An 18,661-nucleotide genomic window follows, 5' to 3' on the forward strand; every position below is an offset into this window, starting at 1 on the left:
TAAAAAAGCCTGCTTTTATCTTCCTGTCTTAATAAAGCAGCTATGTTTTCTTACAAAAAGGAATAAAATTCTTTCATATTCTTTTTATAAACACTTTAACTTTAATTATAACTATTTTTTTTCTCCTTTTACAGGTAAAGCCTTAAAACACTGAAATGTTTCAAAAAAATATTTTACTTTAATACTGACATTCAGGAATTAAACCACGTAAAATGAAAGAAAATAAAGAGTTTCCTATCAGTTTTAAAAGCTACAGGATATTCCATTTTATGTGGTGTTTTTTCATTTTAGTACATCATACCATTACGGCAGGTGATTGGACAAAAATTGGAAATAACTTTTTACAATCTGGAAATTATTTCTTTTTAGGACTCTGCGTATTTTTACCATTCGTAATAATCCTGTCTGTTTTAAACCCTCGAAAACCCTTAATATTTGCAGCCGGATTACTGATATGGAGCGGCATTAAGTTTGGGAACATGCCCTTTATTCCCAACCATATTATACTTGCTCTTATTGTTAATCTTTGTACAATTTCAGGAATACTATATATGTACTTTTGGAAGAAATCAGGAAACCTTGAGGAAAATATAGGGCAGATGTATAAAATTGTTGCACCAGTTCTGCGATGGCTGGTAATAATTTTATATTTCTTTACCGTATTCCATAAATTAAACCATAGCTATTTTGATCCCACGGTAAGCTGTGGAGTAGCTTTATATGGGGAAATAACAAAAATCCTTCCCTTTTTACCCAATAATGAACTTGTTGCCTGGATAACTATTTATGGCACTCTAATTATAGAAACCTTAATTCCTGTACTTCTTCTCATCCTCGGTTATAGACTATTCGCTATAATTACAGGTCTCGCTTTTCATTTCCTACTGGCTATACATCCTAATCTTATGATTTTTAGCTTTACTACAGAAATTTACGCGCTGTATACTTTATTTCTACCTATAAAAACAGTAAAGGATATTCACATAACTATCACAAACATCTTGAGAAAACTGATGTTTTTGAATCAAAAAGATAAGATTAAGCTAAGCATTGCTTTGCTAATACCAGCAGGCGTTTTAATACTATGGATCTACAAGACGAATCCCGTACCTGCAGTTCCTCCTAATTACCTGCAATTTATCATTTTTGGCTTGTACGCCTGGTGTAGTTTTTTAATATTACTAACGCTTAGGTACATCTTTAAAACTAAAATTGAAGACAGATTACATACCAGACAGTTATTAAATATACCAGCACCGGCTTTTATTTTTTTTATTTTTCTAACTGTTTTCAATGGAATAACCCCCTACCTGGGGCTGAAAACAGCTACTAATTTCTCAATGTTTTCTAATCTTAAAGTAGCCGGAGAAAAATCAAATCATCTAATTATCGCTGAGACCTTACCACTTCTACAGTACAACAATGATTTTGTTGAAATTGAAGATTCAGATTATCCCCCTTTTATCCATATCAAAGAAAAACATGAATTAGTAACATTATTCGAAATAGAAAGGGAGGTGCAAAATTATGATTCAGAAGAACCTAAGAATCTAACGTATTCCTATAGAAAAAAAACATATAAAGTACAATTACCTAAAGATCAAAATTTACCCCAATTTAATAGAATCTCGTGGATGGAAAAAAAATTCTTGGTATACAGGGATGTACCTAAAAGTGGACCCTGTCCATGCCAGTGGTAATTTCAATATCCGTTTTAAAGGGTTTAGATATGTTTTAATTTATAAGTTTTATCTGGTTTAGAAGTCAATTAATCCCTATCCCCCATCTCTTTAAATATTTTCCTGCACAATTAAATTATTTATCCCTTCGCTTAAAAGATGTAAGTTATGCTGAGACTAACAAAGGAAAGAATTTTATGGGTCGATTCCATTAAGGCTGTAGGTATGTTCCTGGTGTTCTATGATCATATTGCCGAACGTGTCGCTGCCGCAGGTAGTGCAATAGCATTTTACCAGTTGAAATTTGATCATGCCTTTTTGATGCCTGTTTTCTTTATTATTTCCGGTTTTTTCTTTAAACCTCACGGGAATTTTAATGATAATTTTAAAAAGCTATTTCTAAGGAGGTTATTGCCTGTTTTTGTCTTTGGCCTTCTTTTTATACCGCTTTGGATCACATATTTTTATATGAAGTTTGGATTTGTAGACTGGTACCAAATCATCGTCAAGATCTTATATTATTTAAAGGGCAGCCCACAATTAAACCTTATCACCTGGTTTCTTGTATGTCTTTTTACCTGTGAAATTCTGGCATCTTTTATAATTCCAAAAATTAAATCCCGAACCAGGAGCTTGTTTTGGGGAATTCTAATTCTTGTAACAGGTTTACTGGTATGTCGTTATCATCTTTCTATTGCTAAACTAACGGGTGTCACTTTAAATACCTGGTATATTCATGAAGCCATAGTAGCTATGGGCTTTTATTTTACCGGATTTTCTATCTTCCCGTTTATAAAAAAAATAGCGGCCACGAAAAAATGGATGGTTTACCTGCTATTACCTATATTTTTCTTTATTGCATTTTTCACTTTTAATCTTAATTCTCCAACAGAAGATTTCACTGTACTTATGGTACTTTCACAACATGGTTATATTATTCCATTCCTCATAACTGCTTTTGCAGGAGCATTTTTCCTTATTTCTTTGTGCATTATATTACCATTCAATAGCCTTTTCGAGTACATCGGTAAAAACACGCTTTATTTGTTAGGCTTAAATGGAATTTTCCACCACTTCATTAATGGTGAGATTGTAGATTTATATGCTCCACCGGATTCCGTGGTTTGGACGAGCCTTTATTGCTCCGTAATTGTTTTGTTGAGTATGCTTCTATGTGCTCCTATAATTACTATCCTGGATAAAAATATTCCACAGCTTTTCGGCAAAACGTCTAAAGAAGGACCTTTTTTGCCTAATCTTGAAAAGTTTAAATGGAGAGACAAAGTTAGAGAAGCTAACAAAATCTATGTTAAGAACAAATTATTAAAAAAAGAAAACTAAGTGTTTCTACGCAGTCTCCCAAGCGATTAAAAGTTACCCTGATAGTCATATTTGCCCGAGCCCAGCACCTTGCGGAGCATGATGGAGAGCAGAAATTACCCTATAGGGCGAGAACCAAGCCTTCCACAGTAAATTTTTCCGGGGTAAGCCTACGGAGCATTTTGGTGGAACACGTTTTCAAACTTTACAATATCTGCTAACGAGGCGAGCCTCGGGGTATTCACCCTTTTAAAATAAAAAAGCTCCCAGGTTTCCCAGGGAGCTTTTCGTGTTTTAACAACTTCAGGATTATTTTCCTTCCATCTTATCTTTAAGTGCCTGAAGATCGGCATTAACATCACCAATAGTGGTGTTGTTTGAACTGTTTTGCGCGGCAGCTTTCTTAGCGGCCTGCTTAACGATCTTCTGCTCTTCCTCTCTGTGAACAGCAGCGTGAGACGCTACCACTCTCTTGAATTCTTTGTTGAACTCAATAATCTGGAATTCTGCTTCTTCACCTTTCTTCAGTTTACTTCCGTCTTCTTTCTCAAGATGTCTCTGTGGAACAAATGCGGTGATATCTTCATTGAAGTCGATAGTAGCGCCTTTGTCTACGATTTCAGAAATTTCAGCAGTATGGGTAGTTCCTACAGCGAATTCTTCTTCGTATTTATCCCATGGGTTGCTCTCGATTTGTTTGTGACCTAAACTTAGTTTACGGCCGTCAACATCAAGTTCCAATACAACCACTTCCAAAGTATCCCCTACATTAGTGAATTCTGATGGATGTTTGATTTTCTTGGTCCATGAAAGATCAGAGATATAGATCAACCCGTCAATTCCTTCTTCAAGTTCTACGAATACACCAAAGTTGGTGAAATTACGTACGATTCCTGAATGTCTTGAACCTACAGGATATTTAGAAGTAATATCTGTCCATGGGTCTGGAGTCAATTGCTTGATACCAAGAGACATTTTACGGTCTTCCCTGTCTAAAGTAAGGATTTGCGCTTCAACCTCGTCTCCAACATTTACGAAATCCTGAGCAGATCTAAGGTGAGTGCTCCATGACATTTCAGAAACGTGGATAAGGCCTTCAACACCTTCAGCAACTTCGATAAACGCACCGTAATCTGCGATTACAACTACTTTACCTTTTACTTTATCTCCAACTTTAAGCTCATTGTCTAGCGCTTCCCAAGGATGCTGGCTCAACTGCTTAAGACCTAACTGGATTCTTGTCTTGGCTTCATCGAAGTCAAGAATTACCACGTTAAGTTTCTGGTCTAGCTCAACAATCTCGTTTGGATGGTTGATTCTTGACCAGCTAAGATCGGTAATGTGAACAAGTCCGTCAACACCTCCAAGGTCAACAAACACCCCGTAAGAAGTGATGTTTTTAACAGTACCTTCAAGTACCTGGCCTTTTTCAAGCTGACCGATGATTTCTTTCTTCTGCTCTTCAATATCGGCTTCGATAAGCGCTTTATGAGAAACCACAACGTTTTTGAATTCGTGGTTGATTTTTACAACCTTAAATTCCATTGTTTTACCTACATATGCATCGTAGTCACGGATTGGTTTAACGTCTATTTGAGAACCTGGCAGGAACGCCTCGATTCCAAAAACGTCTACAATCATACCACCTTTGGTACGGCATTTTACAAATCCGTTAACGATAAGGCCTTCGTCGTGCGCTTTGTTTACGCGTTCCCAGGCTTTGATCACACGGGCTTTACGGTGAGAAAGGATCAATTGTCCTGTTGCGTCTTCACGCACATCAATCAATACCTCAACCGCATCTCCTTCTTTAAGATCTGGGTTGTAACGGAATTCGTTTAAAGAAATAACTCCTTCACTTTTCGCGTTGATATCTATAATAGCGTCACGATCTGTAATATTGATCACAGTTCCCGTAACAACCTCATCATTTAAGGTATCTACGAAATTCTCTTCTACCAGTTTCTCGAATTCTTCCAGCTTCTGGTCATCAATCGGGTCTATTCCCTCTTCATAATTGTGCCAGTTGAATTCCTCTAAAAACTTCTCAGGATCCTGCTGCTGCTCTACAACTTCTGGTTGCGAATCTGTCGCCATTCCTGCTACTTCCTGAACTTCAGGTGCATTAGACTCCTGAGTTTCTTGATTTTTTGTTTCTTCAGCCATTGCTGATAATAATATTTGTATCCTGTGTTTCTTCGGAAGAAATTCTGCAATTTAAAAACACAGAAGTGATTTTAGTATTTGATTTTCAGCCCTTTTTGTTCTTCCGGACAATTGCCAAAAAGGAGCGCAAAAATACAACTTAATTTTTGAATATCAAACCTATGATAACTACTTTACGAGATATTTTCAGCATCAGGTTTTTTAAAAACGAAATGAAAAAACAGGATTAGCAGCGAATAGATGAAGCCGATACCTGAAACGCCTTTCCATCCATATATTTCCCAGGCATAAGCGCCCGAAATTGTACCTGCCGCCCCACCAATAAAATATCCTACCATATAAATAGTATTAATCCTGTTACGGGCATCGGGATGTTTCGAAAAAATAATGTTCTGGTTAGTAATATGAAGAGACTGCAGCCCCATATCCAGAAGCAATACCCCTGCAATAATACCAATAAGCGAACTACCGGAAAGACCAAATATAACCCAGGAAATAATCATTATTAAGCTTGAAATAGTAATAAGCTTATTCCGGTTTAGCCTGTCGCTTAATTTACCGGCCCACGTGGCTGCGAGCGCTCCTCCTATTCCCAGCAAACCAAATGTTCCTGCCATCCCGCTGCCGTAGTTAAATGAATCTTCCATTAAAAACACCAGGGTAGTCCAGAAAGCACTGAACCCGGCAAAACCCAACCCGCCACGGACTGCAGCAAGCCTTACCGAACTTTCTGTTTTAAAATAATGTGCCAAAGATTTCATAAGCGCGCCGTATGTACCTTTAAAATCAGGTTGTAATTCGGGCAATTTCCACTTCAGCAAGATCCAATAAATCAGCATTAGAGCTGTGGCGATTACATACATGATGCGCCAGCCGAAGTATTCACCTATGAGTCCGCTTAAAAACCTGCTACCTAAAATGCCAATTAACAGGCCGCTCATTACAATTCCTATGGCCCTTCCTTTTTCTTTCTCATCAGCTAATTGTGCCGCCATGGGCACAAAAAGTTGCGGCACTACCGAGGAAAAACCAATAAAGAAACTGGCGATTCCCAGGATAAGAAGTGATGGTGCCACTGCCGCGACCAATAATGAAGATACGATAGCCACAAAATCTATCAGGATCAATTTTTTCCGCGGAAATTTATCTCCCAGGGGAATAATAAAAAGCAAACCCATTGCATAGCCCAGCTGGGTAAACAAAGGAATATGGCTCACCTCAGATTCTGAAACCTTAAAAGTACCGGCAATTAAATTAAGTAGTGGCTGATTGTAGTAATTATTAGCCACCACCAAACCTGCCCCGGCTGCCATGAGGTACAAAACCGGGTTGGAAAGTTTCTTCCTATCCATTAAAATTAGCCCCGTTGTGCGGCGTTTATTTTTTGCCTGGCCAGTTTCAGGATTTTATCAAACTGTTCCTGCAGGCTCATATTGGAATTATCAATTTCTATAGCATCTTCTGCCTTTATAAGTGGAGAATCCTCCCTGGTGGAGTCCATATAATCTCTGTCTTTTACATTTTTGAGCACCTCATCAAATTCCACTTTCTCTCCACGTTCGCGTAGTTCTTTGAACCTTCTTTCTGCGCGGGTTTGGGTTGAGGCGGTCATAAAAAGCTTTAGGTCGGCATCTGGAAAAACCACTGTTCCAATATCACGGCCATCCATAACCACACCTTTATCTTTTCCCATTTCCTGCTGCTGCTTCACCAGCATCTCCCTTACTTTAGAAACAGTGGCCACTTTGCTTACGTTGTTGGAAACTTCCATTAAACGGATTTCCTTTTCCACATTTTCTTTATTCAAGTAGATTTCACCATAACCAAGTTTTTCATCAAAAACAAACCTCAGGTTTATAAATGGCAAATGCCGTAAAATAGCTTCCTCATCAAAATTGGATTCGGTTACAAATAAATGCCGCATCACATAAAGTGTTACGGCCCGGTACATTGCCCCGGTATCTACATAGATATAACCCAGTTCTTTGGCAAGCTCCCTGGCAATGGTGCTTTTACCTGTTGAAGAAAAGCCGTCTATGGCAATAGTAATTTTATTACTCATAAATCAAGTTTTGAGTGAAGGCACAAAAATAAGCAATTCTAAGACTAAGGAAATTTTAAGCTGAAGAAAAAGAAGTTTAAAGGCTATCCTTAAAAAATCAGCTTTATTAATTATAGTTCAACCTGCAAGAAATTATAAATTATTGTATAAAAAAAGAGGCTATCCTTGTAACAGCCTCTTTAGTAAAAAATTTAATTTTTTTACCTCTAAAAAGAAGTGACACCATATTTTTCAGCTTCGGCCTTTGCTTCCGGTGCCCACTCGGTAAGATTTTCTATCCTTGTTTGGTTAGAGGGGTGTGTACTCAAAAATTCCGGCGGCGCCTGGCCGTTGCTTTGCGCTGCCATCCTTCGCCATAAATCGGCTGCTTCATCTGGGTTATATCCCGCGATAGCCATTAAAGTAAGGCCTATCCTGTCTGCTTCAGCTTCATGGCTACGGCTAAAGGGCAACATTACTCCCACCTGCGTTCCCAATCCATAAGCCTGTGCAAAAATTTGTTGTGTCTGGGTGCTTTTTCCGCTTAAAGCAACAGATCCGGCAACTGCTCCCAATTGTTGTAACTGGGCTGCACTCATCCTTTGCGCACCATGATCGGCCAGGGCATGGGCAATCTCGTGTGCCATTACCACAGCAAGTCCTGTCCTGTCCTGGGTTACATCAAGGATTCCTGTATAAACCACTACTTTTCCCCCCGGCATGGCAAAGGCATTCACCTGGTCATCCCTCACAAGATTAAATTCCCACTCAAAATCCTGCATAAAGCCCTGGTAGCCATTAGCATTTAAATATCTTTGAGCTGCCGTAACTATTTCCTGTCCTACATTTTTTACCATTTGAGAAGCCTGTGTATTCCGTACTACTTCAGCAGAATCTAAGAACTGATTGTACTGCTCGAAGGAAGATGGAAACAATTGGTCATTAGAAACAAAATTGAGATTTTTCTCTCCTGTAAAAGGATTTGTTTTACAGGCCACTATCATCAGCAGCACTGCGCTTATTCCTATTAGTGTTTTTTTGATTCTCATAATTATGGGTTTATTTTTGTTAAAATTACAAAAGCAGGCACTTCCTCCTGAGGTGTTTAAGTAGGATTTAACAAAAAGGCTTCTTCAACAACAGTACCAGAAAAACTTAATCCTAATCAAATTAGAGATAACCTTTTATAATGACTAAATTGCGGACTATTTAATTCTATGTCCAAGAAAAACAAGGAATCTATTCCTGTACAGCGCCTTCTTATACCCGATTATATTATTAGTCTCAACAGGATACTCAAAATCATCAGCCCTTTCCTGGCCAGCCGCTTTGCTGCCAGGCTGTTCCTCTCCCCTTTTAAGTATAAATTACCTGAAAGGGAAAAAGAAATGGATGCCCGTTCCCGGCAAACAAAAATAATTGTTCCTTCAATTAACCGGGAAATTGTGGTGTACGAATATGGAGAATCGGCTAGAAAAGTTTTGCTTGTGCATGGCTGGAGTGGCAGCGGAACACAACTTTCTAAAATTGCAAATGCACTCCTTGCCCATGGATATGCCACAATTAGTTTTGATGCTCCCGCACATGGAAAAGCAGAAGGAAAGATGAGTATGATGCCCTATTTTATTGAAGCTACACATCATCTGGACAAATTATATGGCCCCTTTGAAGCCGTAATTGGCCATTCTTTGGGAGGCATGGCCAGCCTGCGTGCAGTAAAAGACGGGCTAAAAACCAAGAAACTTGTTGTAATTGGAACTGCAAACAGTATTACCCACATCACCAGGGAATTTGCCCGTAATATGAAAATGAATGAAGCAGTTGCTAAAAAGATGAAAGCATACCTGGACACGAAATTAGGGCAGGATATGGACACTTATTCCGGAGCTGTTTCTGCGGAAGGGATTACTATTCCAAGCCTTATTATTCATGATGAAGATGATGTGGATGTACCGGTAAACTGTGCTTACGAAATTAATCGTGTTCTTGAAAACAGCAGCATTTTAATCACCAAAAACTTAGGCCACAGGCGAATTTTGGGAGATCCCGGGGTAATTAACAGAATCACAACGTTCATCGCGGTATAATCTTTGTACTTTTAAAAATAAAAGCCGGAATTTGGCACCTTGCTGACCCAAAGAAAGACATGGCACAAGGCAATAATTTAAATATGTAGCCATTTTTCAAATTTTAAAAAGAAAAAATAAACACATGAAAAAGATCATATTTCTACTGTTAGCAACAATAATGATGAGTTGTAACGGAAATGCACAGAAAAAAAAATCTTCAGAAAACTTTGAAGTAAGTAAAACTGAAAAAGAGTGGAAACAGGAATTAACAAATGCAGAATTTCAGGTTTTAAGAAAGGCTGCAACAGAACCTGCTTTCTCAAGTGATTTAAATAATATTAAAAAACCGGGTACATTTATTTGCGCGGCCTGCGGAAATGAACTTTATAAAACTGAAAACAAATTTATGAGCGGCACAGGGTGGCCTAGTTTTGACCGACCTGTAGAAGGTGGTGTAGAGCTGGGGCGTGATACCAAACTGGGATATACCAGGGATGAAGTGCATTGTGCAAAATGTGGTGGGCACCTGGGACATGTTTTTGATGACGGCCCCCGCGAAACCACCGGCAAAAGGTATTGCATGAACGGAGTAGCCATGAATTTTGTACCCGCTAACAAATAAGATAATACAATGAAAAAATACGCCATAGAAAAATCAGAAGGAGAATGGAAAAAGCAGCTTTCCGAAGAGCAATACCGGGTGCTGCGTGAAAAAGGAACAGAAGCGCCCCACAGTGGTAAGTACAATCTTCATTTTGAAGATGGGGAATATCGTTGCGCCGCATGTCACACTAAACTATTTGAAAGTGATGCTAAATTTGAAAGCGGGTGTGGCTGGCCAAGCTTTGACCAGGCTATTGAAGGTAAAGTGGAATATGTACAGGATAAAAGTTTTGGAATGATTAGAACAGAAATCCTTTGCGCCACCTGCGGCAGCCATTTGGGGCATGTGTTTGATGACGGCCCTACCGAAACCGGACAGCGATTTTGCGTTAACTCGGCAAGTATTGAATTTGATAAATAACTTAACACTTAAAATTATGAGAAAAATATTTTCACTTTTATTTATGACCACTTTTCTATTTGTATCATGTTCTGATGACGGAGAAGTGGGGCCACAAGGGCCAGAGGGACCTCCGGGAGAAGATGGAGTGAATGGCCTAGGCTATACCTTTGAACAAACTGTTGACTTCGATTATTTAGAAGATGCGAATCAATATTCTGTTATCATAGATATTCCAGACGACGTTGCAACAATAAATCCTGACGCAGATGCGGTATTGGTGTACCGTCTTGAAATTCTTGAAGATGAGAATGGAAATGATTTGGATGGATGGAGTTTAATCCCTCAAAACTTTTTCCTTGAAGAAGGTACTATTCAATATGTTTATAATCATACCGTTGGTGATGTTGAAATAATTATTGACGGCAACTATAACTTAAGCAATTTAGATTCAGGATTTACTGATGGACAAACATTTAGAATTGTGGTAGTTCCATCAGATACTTTTGCTTCTTCAGAAGTAGATCCTGCAAATATGGAGGCAGTTTTAAAAGCTTTCCAATTAAAAACAAAAAAATAACATCAACTAATTATCAGAATTAAATGCCTGTTTGAAACTCAAACAGGCATTTTTTTGTAATCTTCTTTTAGTACTTAGTTTCAAAATTGCTTTAAATATTTCTATCTTCACCACATTATTCATTTAAATCACTTTCAATATGAAGAAAACACTACTTTTGTTACTTTTTTGCACCAGTATTTTTTCCTGTTCTACTGAAGGCCCTCCCGGTCCTGAAGGAGAACAAGGTCCTCAGGGCGAACAAGGGCCTGAGGGTTCTCAAGGTCCTCAAGGGGAACAGGGTGAACAAGGGCCTCAAGGGGAGCCCGGTGAAGCCGTAGTTGGTACTGTATTGGATTTAGAAGTCTCAAACTTTACTGCAGATAATTATTATACGCTCTCTGTGGATTTTGAAACTGAGGGAATTGAGGTTGACGAAGACGATGCCGTTTTTGTATATATGGCATGGGGGCAATACGAAGATCCTGATGGAGTACCTTATTATGTTTGGCGACAACTTCCACAAGTAATTTATACAGATGACGGAGAGCAGATCCAGTACACTTTTGAATATACGTACTTTGACCTCAATATCTTTTTATTCAGCAGTATTCCTGATGAGGATTTTGAAACCATAGATCCCACCTATACCGATAATCAATTATTTAGAATAATTATTGTACCAGCAGATTTTGCAGAAAATACTAATGTGGATATTGCAGATTATAACGCAGTGGTTAATGAACTGGGAATAGACACTTCAGAAATCACAAGCATATCTACAATAAAAAATTAAAATCTGATTGGAATTTGCATAAATCCCAGGCCTATCCTCACCGATAGGCTTTTTGTGTACTTACATGGCTAAAGCAGCTGTTTAATCCTTTTTGTTTAAGCATTAATTCCTTAAATTCGCAACTTCTAAACCCTCACAAAAAATTACTGAAATGAGTAAATATGATGTCATAGTTTTAGGCAGTGGCCCGGGAGGTTACGTAACCGCAATTCGATCTTCGCAATTGGGTTTTAAAACAGCTATTATTGAAAAAGAAAACCTTGGTGGTGTTTGCCTTAACTGGGGTTGTATCCCAACAAAAGCGCTTTTGAAAAGTGCTGAAGTTTTTGATTATCTTAAACATGCTGAAGATTACGGTTTAAAACTGGAAAAAGCAGATAAGGATTTTAGCGCCGTGGTAAAAAGAAGCCGCGATGTGGCAAACGGGATGAGTAAGGGCGTACAGTTCCTTATGAAAAAAAATAAGATTGATGTTATTGAGGGCTACGGAAAGCTGAAAAAAGGTAAAAAAGTTGCTGTAACAGGCAAAGACGATAAAACCAAAGATTACGAGGCAGATCACATTATTGTTGCCACCGGGGCACGTTCCCGTGAATTGCCAAATTTAAAACAGGATGGTAAAAAAGTAATAGGCTACCGGGAGGCAATGACTTTGGAAAAACAGCCAAAATCAATGATTGTGGTAGGTTCAGGAGCTATTGGGGTAGAATTCGCCCACTTTTATAATTCCATGGGAACCGAGGTTACTATTGTGGAATTTCTTCCAAACCTTGTTCCCCTGGAAGATGAAGAAGTTTCCAAGCAGTTTGAAAGAAGCGTGAAGAAATCGAAAATTAAGGTAATGACCAATTCTTCTGTAGAAAGCGTGGATACTTCAGGAAAAACAGTAAAAGCAAAAGTTAAGACCAAAAAAGGCGAAGAAACCCTTGAGGCAGATATTGTGCTTTCTGCAGTAGGAATTAAAACAAATATCGAAAATATTGGCCTTGAAGAACTGGGAATCAAAACTGAAAAGGATAAGATTGTAGTTGATGATTTTTATAAAACCAATGCTGATGGTGTTTATGCCATTGGAGATGTGGTTCACGGTCCCGCTCTTGCCCATGTAGCTTCTGCGGAAGGTATTCTTTGTGTTGAAAAAATTAAAGGCATGAAAGTTCAGCCGCTGGACTACGGAAATATTCCCGGTTGTACGTATGCCACTCCTGAAATTGCTTCTGTGGGAATGACTGAAAAACAGGCAAAAGAAGCAGGTTATGAAATCAAGGTGGGAAAATTCCCGTTTTCAGCCTCAGGAAAAGCAAAAGCCGCAGGAAAATCTGATGGTTTTGTAAAAGTAATTTTTGATGCCAAATACGGTGAATGGTTAGGCTGCCATATGATTGGTGCCGGCGTGACAGATATGATCGCTGAAGCAGTTTTAGGCCGAAAACTTGAAACTACTGGCCATGAAGTGCTAAAAGCAGTGCACCCTCACCCAACTATGAGTGAAGCCGTGATGGAAGCCGTGGCCGCAGCTTATGATGAAGTGATTCATATATAGACTGTAGACTGTAGACTGTAGACTGTAGACTGTAGAAAATTATAAGATCCCGGAGAACTAAAGAGTTTTTCGGGATTTTTTATTACAAATTCTCCCAGTTTTAAATTAGTGTTGTTGTAAACCGAAGTTTGGAGTTCTGAGCTTGTAGTTCAGAGTTCGGAGTTTGGAGTTCTGAGCTTGTAGTTCGGGGTTTGGAGTGTAAATGCTGAAAATTAACAAAGGACAATGAGCAATGAAATTCAAAAATTCAAAATTCAAAATTCGACATTTATTAATCAAAGCCCCACATTTATTTTAAACTTAAAGCTTTAAGCTTAATGCTTACTGCTTATTCGGAATAAGATCACAATAGCAAAATCCGGTATCCCAGCTTTCTTCTGCTTCATCTTTAAAGCAATTTTCTTCTTTAGAGTTTCTGGCAGTATATGTTCTTTCTACCTTCTCTCCTACTGTAAATTCCACAGGCTTTTTAAAGATTGGCCCGTCATAAACGAAAGTATGAAATTCACCATTTTCTCCGCATAGATCTACACCTTCAGGTAATTCTTTTAAAAAATCTGCATCAATAATTCTTCCGCAGAAAGAACTATCCAGCAAACGGGAATTGGTACAAACCGTTATAGCCTTAAAGCCAAGCTTCAGAAATTCTTCCATTAGCCCTACACTATTCTGCTTCCAAAGAGGATAAATTCCTTCCAGTTCCGCAAGTTTCAACTGTTCATCCCGGTATACACGCAGGTCTTCCAGGAAAATATCGCCAAAAATACTATGAGTAAAACCTTCTGCAATAAGAGCAGCTGTAGCCTCTTTCATTGCTGCATTATATTCCTGCATAGACACCGCACCATGCAAAGGAATTAGCTGCAGTGGCAAGCCTATATTTTCCACCTGCTGCAATAAAAGTTCTTTCCGCAACCCATGCATTGAAATTCTGTCTACTTCAGTATTTACTGTAGTAACAAGTTTTCCTATACCAATATTTTTATTCTGAAGGGCTTTATAAAGGGCCAAGGCCGCGTCTTTGCCGCTGCTCCAGTTGAGATAAGCCTTTTTCATGATTCATCTTCTATGAAGCAACTAATGGCAAGATCATAACTTTTTAATCCAAAACCAAAAATCACTCCTTTTGCATGAGGAGATATAAAAGATTTATGGCGGAATTCCTCGCGGGCATGAATATTGGAAATATGCACTTCAACAACAGGCACTGCTATTGCCTTTACAGCATCGGCTATAGCTACAGATGTATGTGTATAGGCGGCAGCATTTAATACTACTCCGTCAAATGTTTCGCTGGCTTTATGAAGTTCGTTTATAATTTCTCCTTCTATATTATTTTGGAAATAAGAAAGTTCCAGTTTTCTAAATTTAAACTGAAGATGGGAAAAGTATTCTTCAAAAGTTTTGCCGCCGTAGATTTCAGGTTCCCGTGTACCCAGTAAATTTAAATTGGGACCGTTAATGATGAGTATTTTCATAATTATAAAGATATTAATTTTAAGGCATAAAAAAAGCGGACAAACAGCCCGCTTCTTGAATTTATTTTTGATAGTGTTTTTAGAACTTATATCCCACTCCAACAGTAAAGGCATCAAATCCGGAATCGCCATCCTGTCCCTGGCTCTCAAGGATATCCATAGCATCACTAGAAAGCCTGTTTGTGATTTCAAAGGAATATTTTGCCTGAAGGAAAAAGTTTTCATTTATATGATAGCCGGCACCAAAAGCTAAATCCAAACCAAAAGTATCTAAAATTCCCATAGTATCTTCTAAAAGAAAAGTAGCCTGTGGACCCGCCTGTAAATAAAATGAAGAATCTCCTATGTAATATTGTGCAAATACAGGTACTACAAGAAAATTAGTCTCATCTGCAATAGCGAAATTCACTTCCGGATGTAAATGAAAATTTTCAGATAACGAAAAGTCTGCTAAAGCCCCCAAATAAAATCCGGAAGAACTTGCCGAAGACTCAATAGAAGATGTAGAATTTGAAGACCTCCCTGTAATATTAGTGTATCCTGCAGAAACACCAAAATTGACTTCCTGAGCCTGCGTAAAACTTACACTTGCAAAAAATAGCATTGCTGCTAATAATAAATTTTTCATTTTATAAAGTTAGATTGTTTCGGCGCCGAAAATAATAAAAAAATTAATTCATGAAGAAGCTTGAATTAAAAAAGGGGGAAATTCCCCTAATCCAATAAAAAAAGCAGGATCTCTCCTGCTTTTTTTAATTTAAAACTGATAACATCTAAAGCCCAAATTCCAGGCCCAGGTTTAAAGTGCCAACACTAAAATTGTCTTCAATACTTATGTTGGTGTAAGAAGCTACAATGTTCAGCATTGCCACAGAGAAACCAACTTTAGGCCTGTAGAAAAAGCCGCCGTCATTTCCGTCATCTACCCCAATGCCATAACCTAAATCCAGCCCTGCCACTATAAAACCAAGATCCACGCGCCCGGCAGCACCAACAGGTATAAATTGAAAGTCATCTACATCATCTTCTCCAAAGAAATGCATGTAGCCAGCTGTTGGCCCTACTTTTACGATATCGGCCAGACCAAACAGGTAGCCAATATCTGCGCCCACGTCAAAATTCGAAATGTCTTCCACATCCCCAACAGGAAGTCCAACGTTTACGCCCAGGAGAAATTCTCCACCCTGACTATATGAAGACTGAAGGCCAAAAAAGATAAATCCTAAAAGTAAAATTGCTTTTTTCATATTAGTTATATTTAGTCGGTTAACTAAATAAATGTACTAACTTAATTTATATTATTCTGAATATTAACATAATAGGACTAATAATAATTTTTTATAACCCCTGATTATTTTTTAATTCTTCAAACATAACTCCCCGTAATTTCTGCTCAGCAAAAATTCTGAGTTGCAGCGGGAGCTTTCAAATTAAGCGGTTTAAGGGAAATTGGCAAAGTTGGGCTTGAGCGTGGATTTTGAAGAGATTTCCGCGCTTTCTCCAATATTTTCATCAGAAAATATATCCGGCCGAGATCTGGATTACCCCCTGATGAAGATCTGGATCATAACCCAGCGCTTCTTTGTAATTAATATTACTAATATTGTTTAAACCAAGATAATACGAAGCTTTAAGAAGTAATCCCATCTTCAGCTCGTAACCTACTCCACCTAAAATACCAAAATCGAAAGCATCAATTTCTTCTTTTACATTAACCTCTTCAGATTCATATTCATCTTTGGCAGATAAAAGAAGGGAAACCTGAGGCCCGGCAAATGCATTCAGTCCTTTATATACATAGAACTTGGCCAAAACAGGTAAATTAAGATAGTCATATTTAGATTTTGCTCCTCTGATTGTAGTTTGATTAGCTGCCGGCTCTGTATTAGAATAACCCAATTCCCCGGGAGGGGTGATTTCTATATAAGGTATTTCCATTTTGGAGCCCTGTTGGGAATAAAGCAATTCTGTTTGGATTGCAAATAAATTACTGAAACGGACCTGAGCCATGGGTCCAGCATGAAATCCTGCTTTCATCTTTGCATATTCCTCAGTGGGCATATTAGAGGAATAAAGATTTGCAAAATTCACACCGGCTGTTATGCCGAAAGAAAAATCCTGTGAAATCGCTGTGTTTACAGAGAATAACAGGAAGAAAACATAAATAAAATAATTTTTCGTCATCTTATTGAGGTTAAAAATTTAAGCCCCAAACCTAAACTAAAAACATAGTTCTACAAAATTCTTCCAGGATTTTTTCACAAAAAAAGACGGAAGCATAACCTCCGCCTTCTTAATTTTCAATAGGTGTTAAGCTCTTTAGAAGAAAAATCCAATACCTGCCTGGAATACGGAATTGTGAACATCATAATCTTCAACCACATCAGAGAATCCATAGGTATATCTTCCCTGGATAAAAAATCCATTGTTGAACTTATACTCCAATCCTGCAGCACCGGCTATTTCAAAATCTTGTACTGCACTAACATCAGAAACATCTGTGTCTCCTCCATCCTGTAGCGGGGCATTATCTATTTCTTCATTTACTTTAAAGTTAAAAGAAGGACCTGCCTCTACACTAAGGCCATCCACCAGGTAAATTTTCGCCAATACCGGTACGCTTATGTAGTCTAATTGATACTCCACATTGTCATCAACATCAAAGATATTATCCTGCTGGTCATCAGAAATATCAAATCCCTGAGCAGAATAAAGTACTTCCGGCTGGATAGAAAATCTATCTTCTATTAAAGGAATCTCGGCCAGCACCCCAACGTTAAAGCTTGTGCGGGAGTCCGGATCTTCAAAACCCTGGATACCATCTCCGGTAAACGTAGAAAAATTAGCTCCACCCTTAATACCAAATTGTACAAATTCCTGAGCCTTCATTCCTGTTACTCCAAAAATGGCTAAAGCAATAATTAAAACTGACTTTTTCATAATTTCTATTTTTATTATTTGACCACAAATGTAGGCCCCGTACCCGTTAAGAAAATGTTAGTCAAGATTAAAGTATTACTAAGATGACTGGGAATTTGTTCCTATATTTAACACATGAAATGGGAAAATGCACTAAAGGATTATCGTCATTTTTTAAAGATAGAAAGGGGACTTTCAGATAATTCCATCCAGAGTTATGAACTGGATATTATTAAACTTATCAACTTTTTAAAAGTTAAAAGCATAGCGGTCTCCCCTCTTTCAATTTCTGAAGAAATCACCCAGTTATTTATTTATGAGGTTGCAAAAACGCATAGTGCACGTTCCCAATCCAGGATGATTTCGGGCTTACGCGGATTCTTTAATTTTCTGATCTTTGAAGAATACCGGCGTGATAATCCTATGGATTTAATAGAATCTCCAAAAATTGGCAGGAAATTGCCAGATACTATTTCTGTTGTTGAAATTGATAAGTTAATTGCCGCAATAGATCTTGGTAAAGCTGAAGGCGAGCGGAATCGTGCCATTATTGAAACGCTTTATGGCTGCGGCCTGCGTGTTTCTGAACTTACAGAATTAAAAATATCTGACCTCTATTTTGAAGAAGGTTTCATACAGGTTACAGGCAAAGGGAATAAACAACGCTTTGTTCCTGTTTCTGAATATACCCGAAAGTTTATGGAAATTTACATACACCAGGTTAGGGTTCACCAGGATGTGGAGAAGGAATCTTCAGATACCCTTTTTCTCAACCGCCGTGGAAAAAAACTTACCCGGGCGATGATTTTTACCATTGTAAAACAGCTTTCGCAGAAGGCAGGTATCCGCAAAAAAATAAGTCCGCATACCTTCAGGCATTCTTTTGCAACCCATTTGCTTGAAAACGGGGCCGATTTAAGGGCGATCCAGCAGATGCTGGGACATGAAAGTATTACTACTACTGAAGTTTATATGCACGTAGACCGCAGCCATCTGCGCCAGGTTATGGAAGAATTCCACCCAAGAAGGTGAATCCTGCAGTACATTTTAAAGTAAAATCTAAACTTGAATCCTTCAACTTCATTAAG

The 18,661-nt window shown here is 38.2% G+C and carries 19 protein-coding genes; 9 read left to right on the forward strand and 10 right to left on the reverse strand.

Annotated elements, in window-relative coordinates:
- Nucleotides 1-212: 212 nt before the first annotated feature.
- Nucleotides 213-1,700, forward strand: a complete 1,488-nt coding sequence (locus RM553_RS15745) for a hypothetical protein (RefSeq protein ID WP_311535909.1) — start codon at nt 213-215, stop codon at nt 1,698-1,700.
- Nucleotides 1,701-1,847: 147 nt separating this feature from the next.
- Entirely contained in the window at nt 1,848-3,020 is a 1,173-nt protein-coding gene (locus RM553_RS15750; RefSeq protein ID WP_311535910.1) for an acyltransferase family protein, read from the forward strand.
- A gap of 288 nt (nt 3,021-3,308) precedes the next feature.
- Here the strand turns inward: RM553_RS15750 and rpsA are convergent, their stop codons facing one another.
- The 4 genes from rpsA to RM553_RS15770 all read right to left on the reverse strand — a co-directional run bounded on the left by rpsA (nt 3,309) and on the right by RM553_RS15770 (nt 8,255).
- Nucleotides 3,309-5,165, reverse strand: a complete 1,857-nt coding sequence (rpsA, locus tag RM553_RS15755; RefSeq protein ID WP_311535911.1) for a 30S ribosomal protein S1 — start codon at nt 5,163-5,165, stop codon at nt 3,309-3,311.
- A 173-nt stretch (nt 5,166-5,338) separates the two neighbouring features.
- On the reverse strand, nt 5,339-6,517 hold the full coding sequence (locus tag RM553_RS15760) for an MFS transporter (protein ID WP_311535912.1): 1,179 nt from the start codon (nt 6,515-6,517) through the stop codon (nt 5,339-5,341).
- Between the two features lie 5 nt (nt 6,518-6,522).
- Nucleotides 6,523-7,227, reverse strand: a complete 705-nt coding sequence (cmk, locus tag RM553_RS15765) for a (d)CMP kinase (RefSeq protein ID WP_311535913.1) — start codon at nt 7,225-7,227, stop codon at nt 6,523-6,525.
- Nucleotides 7,228-7,433: 206 nt separating this feature from the next.
- Nucleotides 7,434-8,255, reverse strand: coding sequence for a M48 family metallopeptidase (locus RM553_RS15770; RefSeq protein ID WP_311535914.1), 822 nt, complete (start codon nt 8,253-8,255; stop codon nt 7,434-7,436).
- A 168-nt stretch (nt 8,256-8,423) separates the two neighbouring features.
- Here RM553_RS15770 and RM553_RS15775 point away from each other — a divergent pair, with 168 nt between their 5' ends.
- The 6 genes from RM553_RS15775 (at nt 8,424) to lpdA (ending at nt 13,176) form a co-directional block, all read left to right on the forward strand.
- Nucleotides 8,424-9,293 carry an alpha/beta fold hydrolase gene (locus tag RM553_RS15775; RefSeq protein WP_311535915.1) on the forward strand — a complete coding sequence of 290 codons (870 nt, stop codon included), beginning with the start codon at nt 8,424-8,426 and terminating at the stop codon, nt 9,291-9,293.
- Nucleotides 9,294-9,417: 124 nt separating this feature from the next.
- A complete protein-coding gene (msrB, locus tag RM553_RS15780; RefSeq protein WP_311535916.1) occupies nt 9,418-9,897 on the forward strand; it encodes a peptide-methionine (R)-S-oxide reductase MsrB in 480 nt (159 codons plus the stop codon).
- A gap of 9 nt (nt 9,898-9,906) precedes the next feature.
- A complete protein-coding gene (gene msrB, locus RM553_RS15785; RefSeq protein WP_311535917.1) occupies nt 9,907-10,299 on the forward strand; it encodes a peptide-methionine (R)-S-oxide reductase MsrB in 393 nt (130 codons plus the stop codon).
- Nucleotides 10,300-10,315: 16 nt separating this feature from the next.
- Nucleotides 10,316-10,858 carry a hypothetical protein gene (locus RM553_RS15790; protein WP_311535918.1) on the forward strand — a complete coding sequence of 181 codons (543 nt, stop codon included), beginning with the start codon at nt 10,316-10,318 and terminating at the stop codon, nt 10,856-10,858.
- A 139-nt stretch (nt 10,859-10,997) separates the two neighbouring features.
- On the forward strand, nt 10,998-11,633 hold the full coding sequence (locus RM553_RS15795; RefSeq protein WP_311535919.1) for a collagen-like triple helix repeat-containing protein: 636 nt from the start codon (nt 10,998-11,000) through the stop codon (nt 11,631-11,633).
- 151 nt (nt 11,634-11,784) lie between these two features.
- Entirely contained in the window at nt 11,785-13,176 is a 1,392-nt protein-coding gene (gene lpdA / locus RM553_RS15800) for a dihydrolipoyl dehydrogenase (protein WP_311535920.1), read from the forward strand.
- A gap of 321 nt (nt 13,177-13,497) precedes the next feature.
- Here the strand turns inward: lpdA and RM553_RS15805 are convergent, their stop codons facing one another.
- The 6 genes from RM553_RS15805 to RM553_RS15830 form a co-directional block, all read right to left on the reverse strand.
- Nucleotides 13,498-14,232: a Dph6-related ATP pyrophosphatase gene (locus RM553_RS15805; protein ID WP_311535921.1), complete on the reverse strand. Its 735-nt coding sequence runs from the start codon at nt 14,230-14,232 to the stop codon at nt 13,498-13,500.
- Entirely contained in the window at nt 14,229-14,654 is a 426-nt protein-coding gene (gene aroQ, locus RM553_RS15810; protein ID WP_311535922.1) for a type II 3-dehydroquinate dehydratase, read from the reverse strand. The genes RM553_RS15805 and aroQ overlap by 4 nt, the downstream gene beginning before the upstream one ends.
- A 79-nt stretch (nt 14,655-14,733) precedes the next feature.
- On the reverse strand, nt 14,734-15,282 hold the full coding sequence (locus RM553_RS15815; RefSeq protein WP_311535923.1) for an outer membrane beta-barrel protein: 549 nt from the start codon (nt 15,280-15,282) through the stop codon (nt 14,734-14,736).
- Between the two features lie 145 nt (nt 15,283-15,427).
- Nucleotides 15,428-15,901: a hypothetical protein gene (locus RM553_RS15820; RefSeq protein WP_311535924.1), complete on the reverse strand. Its 474-nt coding sequence runs from the start codon at nt 15,899-15,901 to the stop codon at nt 15,428-15,430.
- Between the two features lie 265 nt (nt 15,902-16,166).
- Nucleotides 16,167-16,838: a porin family protein gene (locus tag RM553_RS15825; RefSeq protein WP_311535925.1), complete on the reverse strand. Its 672-nt coding sequence runs from the start codon at nt 16,836-16,838 to the stop codon at nt 16,167-16,169.
- 135 nt (nt 16,839-16,973) lie between these two features.
- Nucleotides 16,974-17,594, reverse strand: coding sequence for a porin family protein (locus RM553_RS15830; protein ID WP_311535926.1), 621 nt, complete (start codon nt 17,592-17,594; stop codon nt 16,974-16,976).
- A 114-nt stretch (nt 17,595-17,708) separates the two neighbouring features.
- Here RM553_RS15830 and xerD point away from each other — a divergent pair, with 114 nt between their 5' ends.
- Nucleotides 17,709-18,605, forward strand: a complete 897-nt coding sequence (gene xerD / locus RM553_RS15835; RefSeq protein WP_311535927.1) for a site-specific tyrosine recombinase XerD — start codon at nt 17,709-17,711, stop codon at nt 18,603-18,605.
- Nucleotides 18,606-18,661 lie beyond the last annotated feature (56 nt).

The organism is Autumnicola tepida (assembly GCF_031846485.1).
Taxonomy (GTDB): Bacteria; Bacteroidota; Bacteroidia; order Flavobacteriales; family Flavobacteriaceae; genus Autumnicola; species Autumnicola tepida.